At 39.1% G+C, this 17,643-nt stretch carries 14 protein-coding genes; 1 reads left to right on the forward strand and 13 read right to left on the reverse strand.

Going from position 1 to position 17,643, the window contains the following annotated elements; genetic code table 11:
• The 9 genes from CBW18_RS09355 to CBW18_RS09395 form a co-directional block, all read right to left on the reverse strand.
• Nucleotides 1–537 carry a dTDP-4-dehydrorhamnose 3,5-epimerase family protein gene (locus CBW18_RS09355; protein WP_088301017.1) on the reverse strand — a complete coding sequence of 179 codons (537 nt, stop codon included), beginning with the start codon at nucleotides 535–537 and terminating at the stop codon, nucleotides 1–3.
• Complete coding sequence (rfbG, locus tag CBW18_RS09360; RefSeq protein WP_088301018.1) at nucleotides 528–1,628, reverse strand: CDP-glucose 4,6-dehydratase; 1,101 nt, start codon at nucleotides 1,626–1,628, stop codon at nucleotides 528–530. The genes CBW18_RS09355 and rfbG overlap by 10 nt, the downstream gene beginning before the upstream one ends.
• Before the next feature lies 1 nt (nucleotide 1,629).
• Entirely contained in the window at nucleotides 1,630–2,406 is a 777-nt protein-coding gene (gene rfbF / locus CBW18_RS09365) for a glucose-1-phosphate cytidylyltransferase (protein WP_088301019.1), read from the reverse strand.
• A gap of 9 nt (nucleotides 2,407–2,415) precedes the next feature.
• Nucleotides 2,416–3,447 carry a ferredoxin--NADP reductase gene (locus CBW18_RS09370; RefSeq protein ID WP_088301020.1) on the reverse strand — a complete coding sequence of 344 codons (1,032 nt, stop codon included), beginning with the start codon at nucleotides 3,445–3,447 and terminating at the stop codon, nucleotides 2,416–2,418.
• Complete coding sequence (locus tag CBW18_RS09375) at nucleotides 3,448–4,398, reverse strand: GDP-L-fucose synthase (protein WP_088301021.1); 951 nt, start codon at nucleotides 4,396–4,398, stop codon at nucleotides 3,448–3,450.
• Nucleotides 4,398–5,525 carry a GDP-mannose 4,6-dehydratase gene (gene gmd / locus CBW18_RS09380; RefSeq protein ID WP_088301022.1) on the reverse strand — a complete coding sequence of 376 codons (1,128 nt, stop codon included), beginning with the start codon at nucleotides 5,523–5,525 and terminating at the stop codon, nucleotides 4,398–4,400. Before gmd ends, CBW18_RS09375 begins: the two co-directional genes overlap by 1 nt.
• Before the next feature lie 18 nt (nucleotides 5,526–5,543).
• On the reverse strand, nucleotides 5,544–7,904 hold the full coding sequence (locus tag CBW18_RS09385) for a tyrosine-protein kinase (RefSeq protein WP_253248995.1): 2,361 nt from the start codon (nucleotides 7,902–7,904) through the stop codon (nucleotides 5,544–5,546).
• A gap of 10 nt (nucleotides 7,905–7,914) precedes the next feature.
• A complete protein-coding gene (locus CBW18_RS09390; protein ID WP_088301023.1) occupies nucleotides 7,915–8,727 on the reverse strand; it encodes a polysaccharide biosynthesis/export family protein in 813 nt (270 codons plus the stop codon).
• A 132-nt stretch (nucleotides 8,728–8,859) separates the two neighbouring features.
• Nucleotides 8,860–10,587: a capsule assembly Wzi family protein gene (locus tag CBW18_RS09395; RefSeq protein ID WP_088301024.1), complete on the reverse strand. Its 1,728-nt coding sequence runs from the start codon at nucleotides 10,585–10,587 to the stop codon at nucleotides 8,860–8,862.
• Nucleotides 10,588–10,806: 219 nt separating this feature from the next.
• Between CBW18_RS09395 and CBW18_RS09400 the strand changes: the two genes are divergently transcribed.
• The gene (locus CBW18_RS09400) at nucleotides 10,807–11,559 is read left to right on the forward strand and encodes a polysaccharide deacetylase family protein (protein ID WP_140418652.1); all 753 of its coding nucleotides are present in this window, start codon (nucleotides 10,807–10,809) and stop codon (nucleotides 11,557–11,559) included.
• 500 nt (nucleotides 11,560–12,059) lie between these two features.
• Here CBW18_RS09400 and CBW18_RS09405 read toward each other — a convergent pair whose 3' ends face one another.
• From CBW18_RS09405 to CBW18_RS09420, 4 genes are all read right to left on the reverse strand, one after another.
• Nucleotides 12,060–12,929 carry a GH25 family lysozyme gene (locus CBW18_RS09405; RefSeq protein ID WP_088301026.1) on the reverse strand — a complete coding sequence of 290 codons (870 nt, stop codon included), beginning with the start codon at nucleotides 12,927–12,929 and terminating at the stop codon, nucleotides 12,060–12,062.
• Between the two features lie 471 nt (nucleotides 12,930–13,400).
• Entirely contained in the window at nucleotides 13,401–14,024 is a 624-nt protein-coding gene (locus CBW18_RS09410; RefSeq protein ID WP_088301027.1) for a trans-aconitate 2-methyltransferase, read from the reverse strand.
• 50 nt (nucleotides 14,025–14,074) lie between these two features.
• A complete protein-coding gene (locus tag CBW18_RS09415) occupies nucleotides 14,075–15,706 on the reverse strand; it encodes a gliding motility protein RemB (RefSeq protein WP_088301028.1) in 1,632 nt (543 codons plus the stop codon).
• A complete protein-coding gene (locus CBW18_RS09420) occupies nucleotides 15,693–17,636 on the reverse strand; it encodes a nucleoside-diphosphate sugar epimerase/dehydratase (protein WP_088301029.1) in 1,944 nt (647 codons plus the stop codon). The genes CBW18_RS09415 and CBW18_RS09420 overlap by 14 nt, the downstream gene beginning before the upstream one ends.
• Nucleotides 17,637–17,643 lie beyond the last annotated feature (7 nt).

Below are 17,643 nucleotides of genomic sequence, written 5' to 3' on the forward strand. Positions count from 1 at the left end.
TTAAAACGGGCTTTCTATGCTAGAAAAATTTTGGAATGCTAAATCTCTATTGGAAAGAATTGGTTCTTTAACAGCCCAATCATATCCGAAAGAGTCAAATTTAATTCCTGCTTCACATTCGCGATTTTGTGAGGTGGTTGTATGATACTCAACTGTAGTATTATCCTCTAATGCTAAGAATCCGTGTGCAAATCCTTTTCCAATATATACTCCTTTCCTATTTTTTGCGGATAATTCAATCGAAAAAAATTTGCCGAAGTTTGGAGAATCATTTCTGATATCTAAAATGACGTCAATAATTGATCCAGTTACCACATAAACTAATTTAGCGTGATCTTCAGGAGGAATTTGAAAATGCATTCCCCGAATCACATTTTTATTGGAAACAGAATAGAAACTTTCGCTAAAGATATAGTCCAAGCCTTTAATTAAAAAAGTTTCCTTATGGATTGTCTTAACAAATTCCCCTCGTTGATCAAGAAAATTATTGTATTCCATAATATATAAATCCTGAAAAGCTGTATCCTTTATTTCCATTCTAATGCCCAGTTTATTTGTTTTGCAATAGCGGTTTTGGTGTACTGATAAATTTGTTCAGATCTCGCCTTTAAAATATTATTACCGCCATTAAGATCATCTATGTACCCTTTTAGAGTAAAGTCTACAGTTTCCTTAAAACTTAGCACTGGCTTCCACTTTAAAAAATTAGCAGCTTTTGATATATCTAATTTCAATAAAACAGCTTCATGGAGTTTTTTAGTTCCTTCAGGAATTACGTATCCTCCTCGGTTATCAAGCAGTAAAATCTCATCAATAAGTTCTTTTACAGAATAGTTGGTCACATCTTCTGGTCCAAAATTCCATCCTCCTGTAAATTCTTTTCCTTTACAGGAAAGTTCAGCAGCAAGATTTAAATAACCACTTAATGGCTCCAATACATGTTGCCAAGGCCTGGTAGCATAAGGATTACGAACTTCGAGTTTCTCGCCCACTTTAAACGCCCTGAAATAATCAGGAATAATACGGTCAAGTGCCCAATCGCCACCACCTATCACGTTACCCGCTCTGGCAGAGGCAATATTACAGGTACCCTCAATACTAAAAAATGATTCCAAATACGAATTCGTAATCAGCTCAGAGCAGCCCTTTGAGGCACTGTAAGGATCTTTTCCACCCATCGGATCATTTTCGCGATAGCCCCAAACCCATTCTTTATTATCATAACATTTATCGGTGGTGACGTTAACTGCAGCTTTTACGGATGGGGTAGCCCTTACTGCTTCCCAGAAATTAACTGTACCCATCAAATTGGTATCAAATGTGCCTACGGGATCTTGATAAGACAATAATACCAGAGGTTGCGCAGCCAAATGAAAAGCAAAATCAGGTTGCACCTCTTCAAAGTAGCCCTTCAGTTTTTTACCATTCCGTACATCACCTTCGTAATGGTTGATCTGACTTTCTAGATTACAGATAACGAAATTATCCATTTCGGACTGTGGCGCCAGTGCATAACCATATACATCTGCGCCCAATTCTTTAAGCCAGATCGCCATCCAGGACCCTTTGAAACCAGTATGACCGGTTATAAGTACCTTTTTCCCTTGATATATATTCTGAAAACTCATCTTACCAGATTTTCCATTTTGCCTGACCAGTAGACCAAAGTTGCTCCAGTTCAATGCGATCTCTCAATGCATCCATTGGTTTCCAAAAACCGGAATGTTTAAATGCGGCCAATTGACCGTCATTTGCGATTTCTTTTAGAGGTATATTCTCCCACTGAATCTCGTCCATGTCACCTTCCAGATACTTGAAAATACCTGGTTCCAAAACGAAAAAACCACCATTAATCCACATGCCATCACCCTGAGGTTTTTCTACGAAGTGTTTAACGACACCATGCTCGTCCATTTCAATATTACCGAAACGCCCGGGTGTCTGGATACTGGTCAATGTGGCCAGTTTACCATGGCTTTTATGAAACGCAGCTAATTTAGTGATATCTATATCTGCAACGCCATCTCCATAGGTCAGCATGAAAGTTTCATCCTGCACATATTTTTGAATTTTTTTTATTCTGCCTGCGGTATTGGTGGTTAAACCCGTATCAACCAAGGTAACTTTAAAAGATTCAGAATTGGAAAAGTGGACGTCGACCTTATTCTTCTCAATATCAATAGATACATCTGAATTATAGAGATAGTAATTCAAAAAATACTCTTTAATGCTTTGCGCTTTGTATCCTAAACACAATACGAAATCATTATAGCCATAGGCTTCATATATTTTCATAATGTGCCATAAAATCGGCTTACCACCAATTTCAACCATTGGTTTTGGACGGGCTTCTGTTTCTTCCATCAGCCGTGTACCTAAACCCCCTGCAAGTATTACAACTTTCATATTTTTATCTTATATTTCTATATGTACATTATCGGTTAACGGATGCGTGCAGCAGAGCAAAAATTCGTTTTGTTCTAAATCATCTCTTTGTTTGCTTAATCCGATCATCTTCGCATTACCCGTAACCAATTTTCCTTTACAGGTACTACAATTTCCTGTTTGACAGGAATAAGGCAATTCTATATCTGCATTTAAGGCGGCATCCAGGATACTTTTTCCCTTGGCTACTTCTAATGTATGAACAGTGCCTTCAAAGGTTAATGAAATTTTCTGTGTGTGCACATCTTCAAAATCCTTTGGGTCTTTAATCAGTTCAAAGTCTTCTGAAAACACGTTGGTTAAAGTTCCATACTTAATTTGTATGGCATTCTTTACAGACTCTTTCAAACCCGCTGGTCCACAGATATAGTGTGCACAATGTTCAGGAGTCATTTGTCCGTTTAGAATGAAAAGGGCTTTTTCCTGGTCAATTCGTCCTTGAATCAGATATGGATTCGCTTCATCAATGACTAATTTAGTATGAAAATGCCTGGTAATCAATCGCTCAGCATACCGGTTTTTTAAGGCTTCAATCTGATCTTTAAAAATGGTCGTTTCATGATTTCTATTGCCATAATTCAAATGGACAGTAATATGCTCCGTTGAATTCAGAATATGCTTAATAATGGAGATTAAAGGTGTAATCCCACTACCCACCCCCCAAAAGTAGACATCAGTCAAATGATCATTTGGGTCAAACACAAAGTCTCCCATCGGGGGCATCACCTCTATGGAATCCCCTACTTTGACCATATCATTAATATGATTGGAAACTAAGCCATTTTCGACACGTTTTACCGTGACTTCCAGAAATGAATCTACACCAGGACAAGAAGAAAAAGAATAGGGCCGGATATAACGCCTGCCATTAATTCGAAAAATTAAGGTTAAGTATTGCCCAGCTTGATATTTTATTTTCTTTAAGCCGGGTTGCTTAAAGCATAAGGTTACCGTGTCTTCAGTTTCCTTTCGAATTTCAGCAACCTTTAATGTATAATTCATTTATTCCAATGTTTTATTCTTGAAATCGGTATAAGCAATTTGCAGGCCATCTTTCAGCGATGTGGAGAACTTCCATCCTAAGCCATTAAGCTTATCAACATTCATTAATTTTCGTGGTGTACCATCGGGCTTAGTTAAATCATATTCAATCTCACCTTCATAGCCAACAACATTTTTAACTTCATTTACCAATTCCGCAATACTCAAATCAGTACCACAACCCACATTCACTAATCCTGGCTCATTATAATGCTGCATCAAGAAAACACAGGCCTCCGCCAAATCATCAGCAAACAAAAACTCCCGTTTTGGTGTACCAGATCCCCAGATGGTCACGCTGGGTAAATTTTGCTGCTTAGCTTCATGAAATCTCCTAATCAATGCGGGCAATACGTGTGAATTCTGAGGATGGTAATTGTCATTCAAACCATAAAGATTGGTGGGCATGACCGAGATATAATTACATCCATATTGATCCCTGTAAGCATCACACATTTTAATTCCTGCGATCTTCGCAATGGCATAAGGTTCGTTGGTTGGTTCCAATTCACCCGTTAATAAGTATTCTTCTTTTAATGGCTGTGGTGCCATTTTCGGATAAATACAGGAAGAACCTAAAAACATCAGCTTTTTAACACCGGCTTTTCTGGATGCCTCAATGATATTGCTTTGAATCATCAGGTTATCATACAAAAATTCTCCACGGTAAGTATTATTGGCGACAATCCCGCCAACCTTGGCAGCGGCTAAAAAAACATATTCAGGTTGATTCTTACCAAACCAATCTGAAACGGCCTGCTGATTACGTAAATCTAAGGTTTTGGAATCTGCCACCAGGATATTCTCAAAGCCCTCGTTTTCCAGTTTCCGTTTGATTGCAGAGCCTACCATGCCTTTATGGCCGGCTATATATATTTTTGAAGACTTATCTTTCAGATATAACTCTGACATTATTCGTATTGATTTTTAATGGTATAGCCATGAGATTTTAAAAGTGTTTCTTTTCTGAAATGATCCACATCTGTAGCCACCATTTCCTTAACTAGAGCCGCCAAATCATATTTTGGTTCCCAGCCTAATTTTGTTTTGGATTTAGTTGGATCACCGATTAATAAATCAACCTCAGTAGGACGGAAATAGGAAGGGTCTACACCTACCACTTCGGTACCGATCGCCACCTGGAATTCAGGATTGGCACAAGCACTTACAAAGCCTTTTTCTGCTATACCTTCACCTTTAAAATCAATGGTGATTCCCACTTCAGCAAATGCCATCCGCACAAATTCACGAACCTTAGTCGTTACCCCTGTCGCAATAACATAATCCTCAGGTGCATCTTGTTGTAAAATTCGCCACATCGCTTCTACATAGTCTTTTGCATGCCCCCAGTCTCGTTCCGCTTCAAGATTTCCTAAAAATAATTTGTCTTGTAAACCTTGTGCTATTTTGGCTACGGCACGTGTGATTTTCCGGGTTACAAAAGTTTCCCCTCTTAATGGGCTTTCATGGTTAAATAAGATTCCGTTACAGGCAAACATATTATAAGCCTCACGGTAATTCTTGGTGATCCAAAACCCGTAAATCTTGGCTACACCATATGGCGAACGCGGATAAAACGGTGAATTTTCATCATAAAAACCTTTATCATTCTTATTTTCCGGCATGCCTCCATATAATTCAGAAGTAGATGCTTGGTAAATTCTGGTCTTTTTTTCTAAGCCTAATATCCTTACGGCTTCCAGAATACGTAAAGTTCCGATACCATCTACATTGGCTACGTATTCAGGCGAATCGAAAGATACCTTAACATGACTCATTGCACCTAAATTATAAATTTCATCAGGTTGAATTTCTTGAACAATTCTAATTAAATTAGTTGAATCTGTTAAATCACCATAATGCAATTTAAAGCGTAAGTTTTCATCATGTGGATCTTGGTAAAGATGGTCTATTCGATCTGTATTAAAAAGAGAACTTCTTCTTTTAATTCCGTGAACCATATATCCTTTTTCCAATAACAATTCGGCCAAATAGGCCCCATCCTGTCCAGTTATTCCAGTAATTAATGCAACTTTCATTTTATTCTATCAATATTTTTAAATTTTATTAAATATTTTATCGAAAATATTTTGCTTTTCCTTTTTATCCTCTCCATAGTTCCCATAACCATAACCATAACCATAGCTTTTACTATTAATATCATTTACTACAATGCCTAAATGCTTCATTCTTTTTGAACGATATAACTCTTCAACGATCTTTAGCTGATCTTTTTTGGTTACGTTTTGGCGTACTAAATATAATGTTATATCAGCATAATTAGCCAGAAGTTGTGCATCAGTTATAATTCCAACAGGTGGAGTATCGAGAATAATATAATCGAACTGTTTCTTGAGCTCTAACATTAAATTGGGCATTTGTTCACTCATTAAGGTTTCAGCAGGATTTGGTGGCAAAGGGCCTGAAGAAATAATGAACATATTATTATTAAGAGATAAAGGCTTAATAATGTTTTCAATTTTAATCTCAGGATTGATAGTATAACTACTGTAACCAATACCATTGTCGACACCTAATTTAGATGATAAGCCAGGTTTGCGTAAATCAAGTTCCATTAATAGTACCTTTTTACCCGATAGTGCCAGTACATTGGCTAAATTAATCGCTGTAAATGACTTACCTTCTCCACTCATACTGGACGTCAATAAAATTACTTTCTCTCCTTCATTTTTAAGATAAAAAGATAAATTGGTGCGTAATGCCCTAAATTGTTCTGAAATGGCAGATCGAGAACTATTGGCCACAATCATGTTGTCATTACTTAGATTATGATTAATTTCTCCTACTATTGGAACATTGGTATGATTAGCAATATCTTCTTTAGTAGCAACGGTTGTTTTCAGAGCATTTAGTATAAAAATTATAGCTGCCGGCAACACAAAACCAATGAATAAACCAGCCAAAATAATTACATTGGTTTTAGGACTTATAGGAGCGAATTGTGCCTTTGGTGGATCAATTACTTTAGCAACGGACATATTAGCTGTTTTGGAAATAGCAGTTTCCTCTGCTTTCTGCATCAAAAATATATATAACTCTTGTTTAATATCTCGATTTCGAGCCAATTTTAGGTAATTTTTTTCCACCTCTGGCACTCCTGAAATTTCTCCTTGAGCTTTATTTAATTGGTTCCGAAGTTGGTTTCGTGTTAATATATAACTATTTTTAGTGCTTTCGATATTATCTAAAATTCCTTTTCTTAAACCTGCAATTTGATTATCAATATTTTGAATGAATGGACTTTCTTCTGTCACACTTAATAATTGTTTCTCACGCTCAATAAGTAAGGCATTGTACTGACCCATTAAAGCTGAGAAAGCCATATCTTGTGGGAAAAGCGAAGTGGGAAAAATCTTTTTATTTTTGGACTCATCTTTCATATAAGCCTCTAAATCATTAATGACTGTAACTTTTGTTTCAGCATTAGCCAAATCTGAAGCAAATTCACTAGTATTTTTAACAAGCGCTTTGCCTTGTTCACTCATATCTGCGAGTTTATTTCTTTGTTTAAAAGATTCGACTTTATTTTCAACATCACCCAATTCAGAAGCGATTAGAGATAAGCGCTCTTTGATGAACTTACCCGTACTATCAGCAATCGCATTTTTATCGGTTAAATTTGCTTTGATATACTGGTTAATCAAAGTGTTTAAAATATCTTCCCCCTTTTGTGGTATTGGATATGATAAACCCAAGTCAATAATGGAAACTTGCTTATTAGAGACCGCGACCGAAAGCTGATTCATCAGGCTGGCCACCCTGTCATCAATAGAGCTAATTACTATCGAATAATCAATATCATTTGAAGAAATAGTGGATATTTTGTCAATTTTAATTTTACCAATTCCTTTTATAAGAAAGGTTTGTCCCCATTTAACCATTCCTTTGAAACCATCACTTTTAACATCAAGTTGATCATTAGTACCAATTTTAATATTAATCTTACTTGGTCTAAGGGTATCCAATACGCTAACTAATGTCAATTTAAAAGGTGTATTGTACAACTCTCTACTGACCAAATTTATCTTTTTATAATAGACAATATTGAGCTGCATTTTCCTTACCACTTGTTCCATTAAGAAACGAGTGGTTAAAATTTCTGCTTCATTATCCACAGAATTATGACCACCCATAAGGCCACCCAAATCCATTAATGCACTTGCTTGCTTACCTATACCTCCGCCTTTTTGATCATCATTTACTAATACCCTAGCATTGATTTGGTAAGTTGGTGCGGTATATTTCAAGTATAAAAAAGCAACCAATAAGCAAACTGAAGCACTAATAACAAACCAGTGCCATTTTACTAAAAATTGATTTAGTATTTTCTTTAAATCTATTGTTTCTTCCTCTTCTGTATGATTGTTTTCCATATTAATTCCTGGCAGATTATTCATAATGCTAATATTATCTTAAACTTGTAATAGCTACAACAATAACAGACAAAACAGATGCAATTACGCTAATAGTTTGGACTTGTGCAGAATTCGATGCAGAAACCTTTCGCTTATTTGGTTCAACATATACTACATCATTTTGTCTTAAATAATAATATGGACTATCAAATATTTTAGAAGAATTTAAATTTAATCGAGCAAACTCTTTTTTACCATTATTATCTCTGACAATTAAAACGTTTTCCCTTCTTCCATATATTGTTAAATCTCCAGCCAAACTCAATGCATCTAAAACTGTTACCTTTTCGTTAGGTAAGGTATAGGCCGAAGGGGTATTTACTTCTCCTAACACGCTAACCTTGAAATTAGCAAATCTTAACTGAACATTTGGTTCTTTATAGACTGAAGCAGCTTTTTCACGAATTAATTCTCTAGCTTCATATGTTGTTAAACCTGCGACTTTGACTTTACCAATAAGTGAAAGCTCAACATCTCCATTTCTATCTACTAAAAAACCTGATACTTGCTGAGCCGCTACAGCTGTACTAGCTCCGCCTCCTAAGACAGTATTGGATGCTGCTTGATTAACGATAGCTCCACTTTGAGGATTCAACGTAAAAATGTTTATACTTAGAATGTCATCTGACTGAATAATAGGCTCCGTAAACTTTGTGGCATTCTCAAGTTGAGCTTTATCTATCGTTTGAATATCCTGGAAATAGGCGATTTTTTTATTACTTATACAAGATGGTAATATTGTCGATGTTAATAGAAGTAACAAGCAATAAATGCTGTTTCTTTTCAAGAAAATAATTTTATTCATAGGTAATTTATCTGTTCAAAAGAACATTTTATCAATTTTGCAAACTTAATCATTTTAATGCAATATCAAATAGATGGATTTGTTTGATAGGTGCTTTTCAATTCATTTAATATGTAGATTAATAACTAATCATTATTGAAATAGATACACCAAGCCAACTTTGGCATGCAAATTATTCACATCTTGTTTGTTCCAGTTCCAAAAATCACCATCTGGCTTCGCTTGCCATTGATATTGATAGTTTAGTGATCGAATATAAGTCAATTGACCATTCAATATGAAATTCTTATAATTCCAGCTTACATTACCTCCAAGAGAAAGGTCAATCCAATGCCTGTTGATATATTGATTTTTATCAGCTGATGCATATGCAAAGCGGTAAAAAAGGTCATTATTATTAACTTGTCTCTCCAACTGAATTCCAATTCTTTTTAGCCCTTTAACCCAACTTAAATCAAGTGTTTGTAAATTACTTCCTGGTCCAATACCAGCACCCAATACCTGGCCTTTATTCGTATAACCATCTAATACCTGATAATGACTGTACCAGGTCTCGCTTGCCCTGGTTTCTCTTGTAGCTGGCTTTTCTAACTGTGTCAGTTCGACACCAACCTGAATAAATTCATCTGCGCTTCGCACCGGAATTAATTTTCGAAAACCTACCACATAAGCCCGGGTATGTTCCGGTTCTACAATTGCATCACGCAAATCATTAGAATGATCATTCCGTCCATATTCAAAATAAACTTCTGCCTTACTCTCTGGAAGTATATACCTGGCAAAAAAAGAGATATATTGATCTTTTTCTGCAGCATCAGCAGCATTATTACCATCGGCCTCATTAAATGATGCTTTTTCTATGGCGCCAAAAATTGGAAAATAATTACTAAAGCCAGTGCCCATGCTTGATCTATTCACGACGAAAGTGCGTGCAAGGCCCAAAAACAATTGAGGAACCCACTTAGGCTGATAGGTTGCTGTTATACCAGATATGTAACGCCAATCATATGGCTTTTGAACCAATTCATTTCTGATCGCTTGCGGAACAGTCGGATCACGATTTAAAGTGAAACCGGATTGCTCCAAGCGTCCACCAATAATTTGTGCTTCAAAAGAACCAATATAAGTTTTCACGGGTCTGGTGGTATTTAAAGTTAGGTGTCTAAATCCAGACGCATTGTTCGTCATCAACAAAGAGTTTCGTACGCCAGGTCCCCACCATAAATTTTCATTGGAGAAGCCTGCTGACACTGGACCAACATTCAAGCGGATACTGCTTTGTCCTAAACTCATTTTGGAATAAGCTTTATTACCCATCCGGTCAGGTAGATCAATTTTATTATAGTATGTGGCGGTAACAGGCGTATTCCAATAGACGCCATTTGGCGCATCAGCCAAACGTTGAAATTTCAGATTCTGTGCATATACATATTCTGGCCGGAACTGAATACTTAAGGGGCCGATCTTGGCATAAATGCCTGCGGAGATTTGCGTTTCATAACCTTTGGCCTGTACCATGGAACCATCATTCATGCCATAGGGATGATGGGAATTGACTTGTTGCTGCCAGGCTAAGGGCAAGGCATAAATCTGGGTTTTGAATTTGGGATTGCTATACAGTAGCTTCCTGAAATGAAGTAAAGAGTAGCTGCTGTCCGGATCCAATGCCAGGTCATTCCGGTCTGACATAAACATTGGCCTGATCATATAAGAACTATTGGAGCTGTCTTTACCCAGCAATTGCTGCCTTCTGTAGGCATCTTCCACATTTTCCAATAAACCTACTGGTAAAGTCTGTGCAGATACCCAGCTACTCAGAAAAATCAGCAATAAAAAGGGATAGAATATCCGCATAGTCATGATATGGTTTTGTTACAAGAACGCTAAAATGCTCGCAAAGGTATGTAAAGTTTAGCCGGATGAGAAATTTTTTACCAGTTTGTCACTTTTACAACTTTGACAGCTAAGTCGTTTTATTCGTTTTAGCGTTAAAAAAATTGATGGAATCTGAGTTTTTAACCGATTAAATCCGTTTATTTGAGAATTAAAATTTCGCTGACGCTTTAACCGGAAAACCCCTTGAATATCCCCATTGCCATGCTCCATCATGTAGCAGAACAGCCTCACCCGAGTTTGCAGACCTGGTGTATCAGTCATGGTAAGTTCCTGGAATTTTTAAACTGCATTGAAGAACAGCAATTGCAAACCACCACCTTTCATGAAATCGTCAGCCAGAAATTCACCGCAAAAGACTTAAAAAACCGGATCATCATCACCTTTGATGATTGTGCAGCCGAGCTTTTTGAATTTGCCATCCCTGAATTGCTGAAACGCGGCATGAAAGCGGTGTTTTATATGCCTTCCAATCATATTGACGGTGAAAACACCTGGGATATTGAAGAATTTGCCATGAGCAGTGTAAAGCTCATGAATCTTGATCAACTCCGGCATTTATTGGCACTCGGCATGGAAATAGGGAGCCACGGCGAAAACCACATCCGGCTGAACAAGGTAAGTGAAGCAACGGCTTACCAGGATATTGCCGGTTCGAAACAAAACCTGGAAACTTTACTGCAGTCCCCGGTCTATTCCTTCGCCTATCCATACGGCAAAATCCCGGCGAAACATCAAAAAATGCTGGTAAAGGCCGGGTATACTTTTGGCTTATCCATTTATACTTCGGTGGAAACGCGATATACGCTCCGGAGATTTGCCATTAATGAGACGGATGACTGGAAAATCATCACGATGAAACTCGGCAAAAGATACCGCCTCATGCGGGCCTTATATGACCCCATTTTATTATTGAAAAACCGCGTAGTGAAGGATTAAGGCATCAGTCATGCCTGTCAGCCAGCTAAAACAGTGATAACATGCTTGTTTTGAATTAGGCTGCTCCGGAATGACAGCAGGTGGGTTATCTCCTTTAAATAGGTAATCCATGTACCTGACAAAATGCTTTTCCTAAATTAATCTCGGTAATCCCTTAACCCCAAAAGTTGATACCATCATTATTCACGAAGATTTGTCAGGTGAGCTTGCCGAAAAACAGTTAAGTGTTTTTTTATCAATCTTCCGATAACAGCAGCGCCAAATCGTAACGAGAAGATATGCGATCAATTGAAAGCCATCTTCGTGCGCAAACCCAAACGGATAGTAAATTGAAAGATTGTGGCGACTAAAAGGGATAGCAGACAGGAATTCGTTAATCTAACCCCATCATTTATTATGAAAGCCCTATCAGGTACTGATGGGGCTTTCATATTTATATACTTTAGAATGTTAACTATAGCAGTATACGTTAAACACTTGCAGGGCAAGCCCCGAGCTATTTATACCTGCGCTTCACTACTGCTGATCAATGCCAGTGCATTTAAAGCGGCCTTGTTGCCATTGAAAAGATCCTGGTCTACCTGACCAGCCACACCTGTTACCGTTCCGGCTCCCGAATATTGCCAGAATGTGTATGCCTGCCATGAACCAAATAACCCCGGTGGGTTAGATTGGTAAGAAGGCACCCATAAAGGATAATCAGGGAAAGTGACTCCGCTAAAATATTCCGTCCAGAACGATTTTGCGGTGTAGATCATCGGGATGCGACCTGTTGCAGCGGAAAGTTGCGTAAGGCAATCCTGAATCAGCTGAACGCAGGCATTTTTATTATTCAGGATGTACTGGTTCATGGCCTGGCTCTGCGCATCATTTGAGCTGACCTGCCATTCAATATCCAATACCGGTGGCAAGGTGCCCGGGGCCCTGAAATCAATGCCGCACGATAAAAAGTTCTGCATCTGAACAGCGGCAGAATCCTGAAAGGTTAAGAAATGGTAAGCACCAAATATCAGCCCCTGCTGCCTGATGCTTGCCATGTTAGAAGATAGCGTAGGGTCTTTAAAACCTGCGCCCTGACTGGCTTTGCAATACACAAACTGAATATGCGGTGATAACTGGGCGAAGTTGATAAGGCCGTTAAAATGACTGATATCCATGCCCTGCGGTACCAGATTATCCAGCATAGCCCAGGTAGCGGGCCCGGCAATGCCATCAGCAACTAATTGATGATCCGTTTGAAATTGCCTGACTGCTGCCTGGGTACCCGGGCCAAAGTTGCCGTCAATGACCAGTGAATAATTAAGAAAAGAGAGGCCTCTTTGCAGCATAAAAACCTCGCTGCCTGCTGAGCCGATTGAAAGTGTTTGCATGAGATAAGATTTAGATGAATGAATATATTAAGTTTTAACGGGTATTGCAACAGCTATCCGTAAAATGCACTCCCTCCGCTGCTTGTATGAAGAGAAGGGCTTTGTACGGCCGTGGGTGTGTAATCAGGAACGCCGGTTTTTGGTATGTCCTCAGCCTCATTTTCTCTTGATCAAGATAGCCACAAATATGGCGCTGCTCATGCCCTGGGCATAAGTCAAGTCTCGCTTAACGCTGGTCAGGCACCGCCTGTTTTAATTTCTCCTATTGTATAAAGGGATATGCTTACGCCGACCAGTGTCCATACAAGGTGCTGAAACCGCTGAAAAAAGTGCGCTGCCATGAAAACCACGTAAAGCCCGTTATGGCGAAGCAAAGGGAAGGCCTGAGGGAGAGCGTAACGCAATATGCGGAGATAGACAGATCATCCTGCGTCCAAAATTGCCGTCTTGCCCTAACAAAAAAAGGATGAATTAGGGTTTAAAAATGCCTATTTTCCACATTTGGCCTTTATCATTGGTCACCTCATCTACTGCCAGGAACTGATATTGTTCATTTAATTTTTTCCATAATACCGCATGCTCGGCATAGTAGAAAATGGAAACCATAACAGCACCACCAGGCTTCAGGTTTTTGGCGATAGCAGAAGCCAGTTTATCAAAGGGTTTTTTGAAATAGTAAAGGCATTCATTGAAAACAATGATATCAAATTGTTCTTCCAGGCGACTATTATCGAAGTCCATTTGCTCAAATCTGGCACCCGGAAAGCTGGTTTTAGCCTGCATAATGGCAGTATCTGAAATATCTACACCCAGGTATGCTTCAGGCGGATGAATATCCTGCTGAAGATAATGGTATAAAACGCCTTGTCCGCAGCCCACATCCAGCATACTTCCCTTCCCGTATTGCCTGTAGAATTTGGCTATACTTTTGTAATGCAGGGCTTCCTGGTCTGCATAAAGATAATCCCACTTTCCATCTTTAAACTGCGCTTCCCAGATATTTTTGCTGACAGGACTTCCAAAACCATACCGGTAAAAAAATTTCCGCAGAAATCTTTGCTTGAAATAATTAAAGGTCTTTTCAATGAGCAGCATGATCCATTAATTTAGATAGGTGTAATAAGCAAAAGGGTGTAGGCAACAGATTAAAAATCGCGGTATAAGTTTCTGAAGGTACTTCTGATCCCAAAGGTAATTAAACCTGTATTTTGCGCCGTCAGGGATGAAGATTCTCTTCTGAGAATGCCGCCAACTTCTGCACGCAGGTTGTATTTGGGATTAATCAGGTAAGAAACCTTTGCTTCCGTAAAAAACAGGTTGGTTTTAATGCCTTGTCCCGTGTGTACGCCATAATCCTGCACCCGTGTTTCATAACTTAAAAAGATATTTTTACCATAGTTTAAGCCTTCCGGATCTTCACCATAATTGGCATAAATCATTTGTCCCTGAAAATCGAACCGCTTGTAGCTATAGTTCAGCAAGCCTAAAAATTCCCTGAAATTTGCACCAAAGGGATGGGCCAATGGCTGGTTCATGGCGGCATAATTGGAAACGCGGTCAAAGTGGGCATAGGTATAAGGTTTGGCTGTATTAAATTCAGCCAGGTAGTTTAAGCGGGGCACCTTAAACAGATCGGATCCGCGGAAGCCCAGCTGAATGGCATGTTTGTTGGCCCAGTAGCCCGTATTGGCAAAGATTTCTTTGGCTGTAAATTCATCAAACATGAACTGACCATAAAGCGTGGTTTTGTCTAGAATTTCATATTTCAGGTTAATGCCTAAACGCATTTTATCCGGTGAAGTGGTATTGGCACTCTCCACAGAACGCAGGAAAATAAAGGGATGTACATAATTAAAGTCAAAGCCTCTTTTTCCTTCCTTCTCTGCATCAGCCCAGGTAACTGCCTGAAAAAAGCCGGCAGAGAAACGTTTGGTGATATTCCAGTCGAGGTAGTGCGCTGCCATCCATTTGCCACGATCGCCCAATCTTCTGTCTTCAGTAAAGCGCTCCGCACCCGGATCAAGCATATAAGCAAAGATGGTTTGGTATTGCACATTACCCAATGAAGTCCTCAACCTTAAGAAGGAATAGTTTGCCGCCACGTCAGACAGCAACATGGAACGGTAACCATCACCAATAAAGTTTTTGTCGTAACCCAGCGCGATATTTAAATGTTTATTGGCGGTAAAAGAAAGTAAGGCTGTTGCATAAGACCAGTCTTTCGTTTTCCCGTCCAGTTTGCCTGTCATTTCACTTGGCACCACTTTGTTGGTATTGATAAAATCCGTCACATAATTGGCAAAAACACCCTGGTTTTCATAGGCACTGGCATAAAACGAGAATTGCTTCCCGATATCGCCGCCAATCTGGAAACCCCTGGTATTTAACCAGGTTGTTTTACTTTCCTTAAATTCTCTTCCGATCTGAAAATCAGGTAGGAAATCGATGTAAACATGGTAATCATCTCCATTGAAATTGACCAGATGTTCATCAGTGAGTTTTCTTCTTAACCAGCTTCTTTTATTCAGACTGTCTACACCCAGTTTCATTAGCGCCTGGTATTGGCCATTTAACAGGCTGTCATCCGCATAAAAGCCCCTGATGGAACTGTGAAAGCTGGAATTGATATCGTAAACAGCAGAATTTAACTTTTGATAGAACTGGTAGGAATATGGAATTTGCTGATTGGGGGTTTGTGCAAAAGATCCTTCATGTAAGGCACAGGAAAGGATAAGGGTAACCAATAAGATTAAAAATGGCGTATTAGTTTTTTTCATTCGCATGATCTAGTTCTTCGTAAATTGAATTATTGCTTTTATATTCCTGTACCAATTGCTTCATCAGCACGACCACCTGACGGCTATCGTTTAACCGGGCACAGTCAATGAGTTTATAGATGTGCTGTTCTACATCATTAAAGATATATTCCCTTACCCGCCCGATCATAATTTTATGGTGATGGGTTGGCATGGTATTTTCATTATCATTCAAGAGCTCCTCAAAGAGTTTTTCCCCGGGACGCAGACCGCTGTACTGAATTTTAATATCCTGATTAGGAATTAATCCGGCTAAGCGGATCATTTTCTTGGCCAGTTCCACAATTTTAACCGATTTACCCATATCAAAGATATAAATTTCACCACCCACACCCATGTTTCCGGCTTCGAGCACCAGCCGGCAGGCTTCAGGAATGGTCATGAAATACCGGGTAATTTCCGGATGTGTAACCGTAACCGGTCCGCCCTTTTCAATCTGCTGTTTAAACCTCGGGATCACGGAGCCGTTTGAACCGAGCACATTGCCAAATCTGGTGGTGATGAATTTAGTAATCGGCTTTACATTCAACCCGTTGATGTAACTTAGTCCGTTGCTGAAAATATGGTTATGATTGATTAAGGTATTATTTAAAGACTGTACATATATTTCGGCAATTCTTTTGGAAGCCCCCATAATATTCGTTGGATTTACGGCCTTATCGGTCGAAATCATCACAAACTTGCGTACACCATATTTTACAGAAAGGTCTGCGAGGATTTTGGTCCCCATCACATTGGTTTTAATGGCTTCACAAGGGTTATCTTCCATTAAAGGCACGTGTTTGTAGGCTGCCGCATGGTACACAAAATGTGGCTTATAGGTTTCGAACAGGTACTCCATTCTTTTCACGTCGCGTACATCACCTACTGCAGCATGGTAATTGGCGTTCTGGCTGGATTCTTCCAGTTCCAGGTAAAGCTCATGCAAAGCGGTTTCCGACTGATCATTCAGGATAATGAGGCTGGGCTCAAATTTGAGCAGCTGACGAACAATTTCACTGCCGATGGAGCCGGCTGCCCCGGTAATTAAAATCCGCTTGTTTCGGATCTGGCTGCGGATCCCCTCCACATCAATTTCTATGGTTTTCCGGTTCAGCAGATCTTCGATATTCAGGTTTTGAATCTGAGACGACTGCAGCTTGCCATCGATCCATACATTGGAAGGCGGAATATTCAGCACCACCACATCATAGGCCAGGCAGGCATCAACAATTTCATTTTTCACCTCAATAGGAATACTGAAGGAGGCAAAAATAAGTTCATCAATTTCCCGGTTTGATATTAATAATTTTAGATCCTTTGCATCCAGGATCCTAACCCCATCAATAGTTTTCCCTACTTTTCGCAAATCATCATCCACAAAGGCGACAATATTTTTATTGATGCGGTTATCATGATCAAAGGTTCTTTTAGTCGCCACACCCGCTTCACCAGCACCGTATATCACTACCCGCATCTTATCCAAATTCAGGTTTTTCACATAGGTAAAGAAATATTTGATCAGTACCCGGTAGGTGATCAACGTTACAAAACTGACTAAACCATATACCACCACAATAATATTGGAAATCAGCATCTTGTTCATGAAGGCCAGGATAGACACATTCAGAATAAATAAGCTGGCACTACTTAATACCACCGCAAACAAAATACGTAAAGTGTCCTGAGCACTGGTATACCGGATAATACCACTGTATGATTTAACGGCCAGAAAAACGACAATATTAATCCCAATAGTCACTAAAGCACTGCGGCTAAAAAAGATGACATCTAAATCGGTGATATCAAAATTATACCGAATAAAATAGGCAACTCCAAGGGAGATGAGGCAAATCATCAGGTCAATGATGAATATAAGCCAGCGGGGTACTATATTAACTTTGCTAAACACCGGATTT

This window comes from Pedobacter sp. AJM, assembly GCF_002197755.1.
Taxonomy (GTDB): domain Bacteria; phylum Bacteroidota; class Bacteroidia; order Sphingobacteriales; family Sphingobacteriaceae; genus Pedobacter.

Coding starts and splice junctions, on each gene's coding strand:
- CBW18_RS09390 (WP_088301023.1), bottom strand. CDS start 8,727: ATGAATAAAATTATTTTCTTGAAAAGAAACAGCATTTATTGCTTGTTA.
- CBW18_RS09415 (WP_088301028.1), bottom strand. CDS start 15,706: ATGAAAAAAACTAATACGCCATTTTTAATCTTATTGGTTACCCTTATC.
- CBW18_RS09405 (WP_088301026.1), bottom strand. CDS start 12,929: ATGCAAACACTTTCAATCGGCTCAGCAGGCAGCGAGGTTTTTATGCTG.
- CBW18_RS09395 (WP_088301024.1), bottom strand. CDS start 10,587: ATGACTATGCGGATATTCTATCCCTTTTTATTGCTGATTTTTCTGAGT.
- rfbF (WP_088301019.1), bottom strand. CDS start 2,406: ATGAAAGTTGTAATACTTGCAGGGGGTTTAGGTACACGGCTGATGGAA.
- CBW18_RS09355 (WP_088301017.1), bottom strand. CDS start 537: ATGGAAATAAAGGATACAGCTTTTCAGGATTTATATATTATGGAATAC.
- gmd (WP_088301022.1), bottom strand. CDS start 5,525: ATGAAAGTTGCATTAATTACTGGAATAACTGGACAGGATGGGGCCTAT.
- CBW18_RS09375 (WP_088301021.1), bottom strand. CDS start 4,398: ATGTCAGAGTTATATCTGAAAGATAAGTCTTCAAAAATATATATAGCC.
- CBW18_RS09410 (WP_088301027.1), bottom strand. CDS start 14,024: ATGCTGCTCATTGAAAAGACCTTTAATTATTTCAAGCAAAGATTTCTG.
- CBW18_RS09370 (WP_088301020.1), bottom strand. CDS start 3,447: ATGAATTATACATTAAAGGTTGCTGAAATTCGAAAGGAAACTGAAGAC.
- rfbG (WP_088301018.1), bottom strand. CDS start 1,628: ATGAGTTTTCAGAATATATATCAAGGGAAAAAGGTACTTATAACCGGT.
- CBW18_RS09385 (WP_253248995.1), bottom strand. CDS start 7,904: ATGAATAATCTGCCAGGAATTAATATGGAAAACAATCATACAGAAGAG.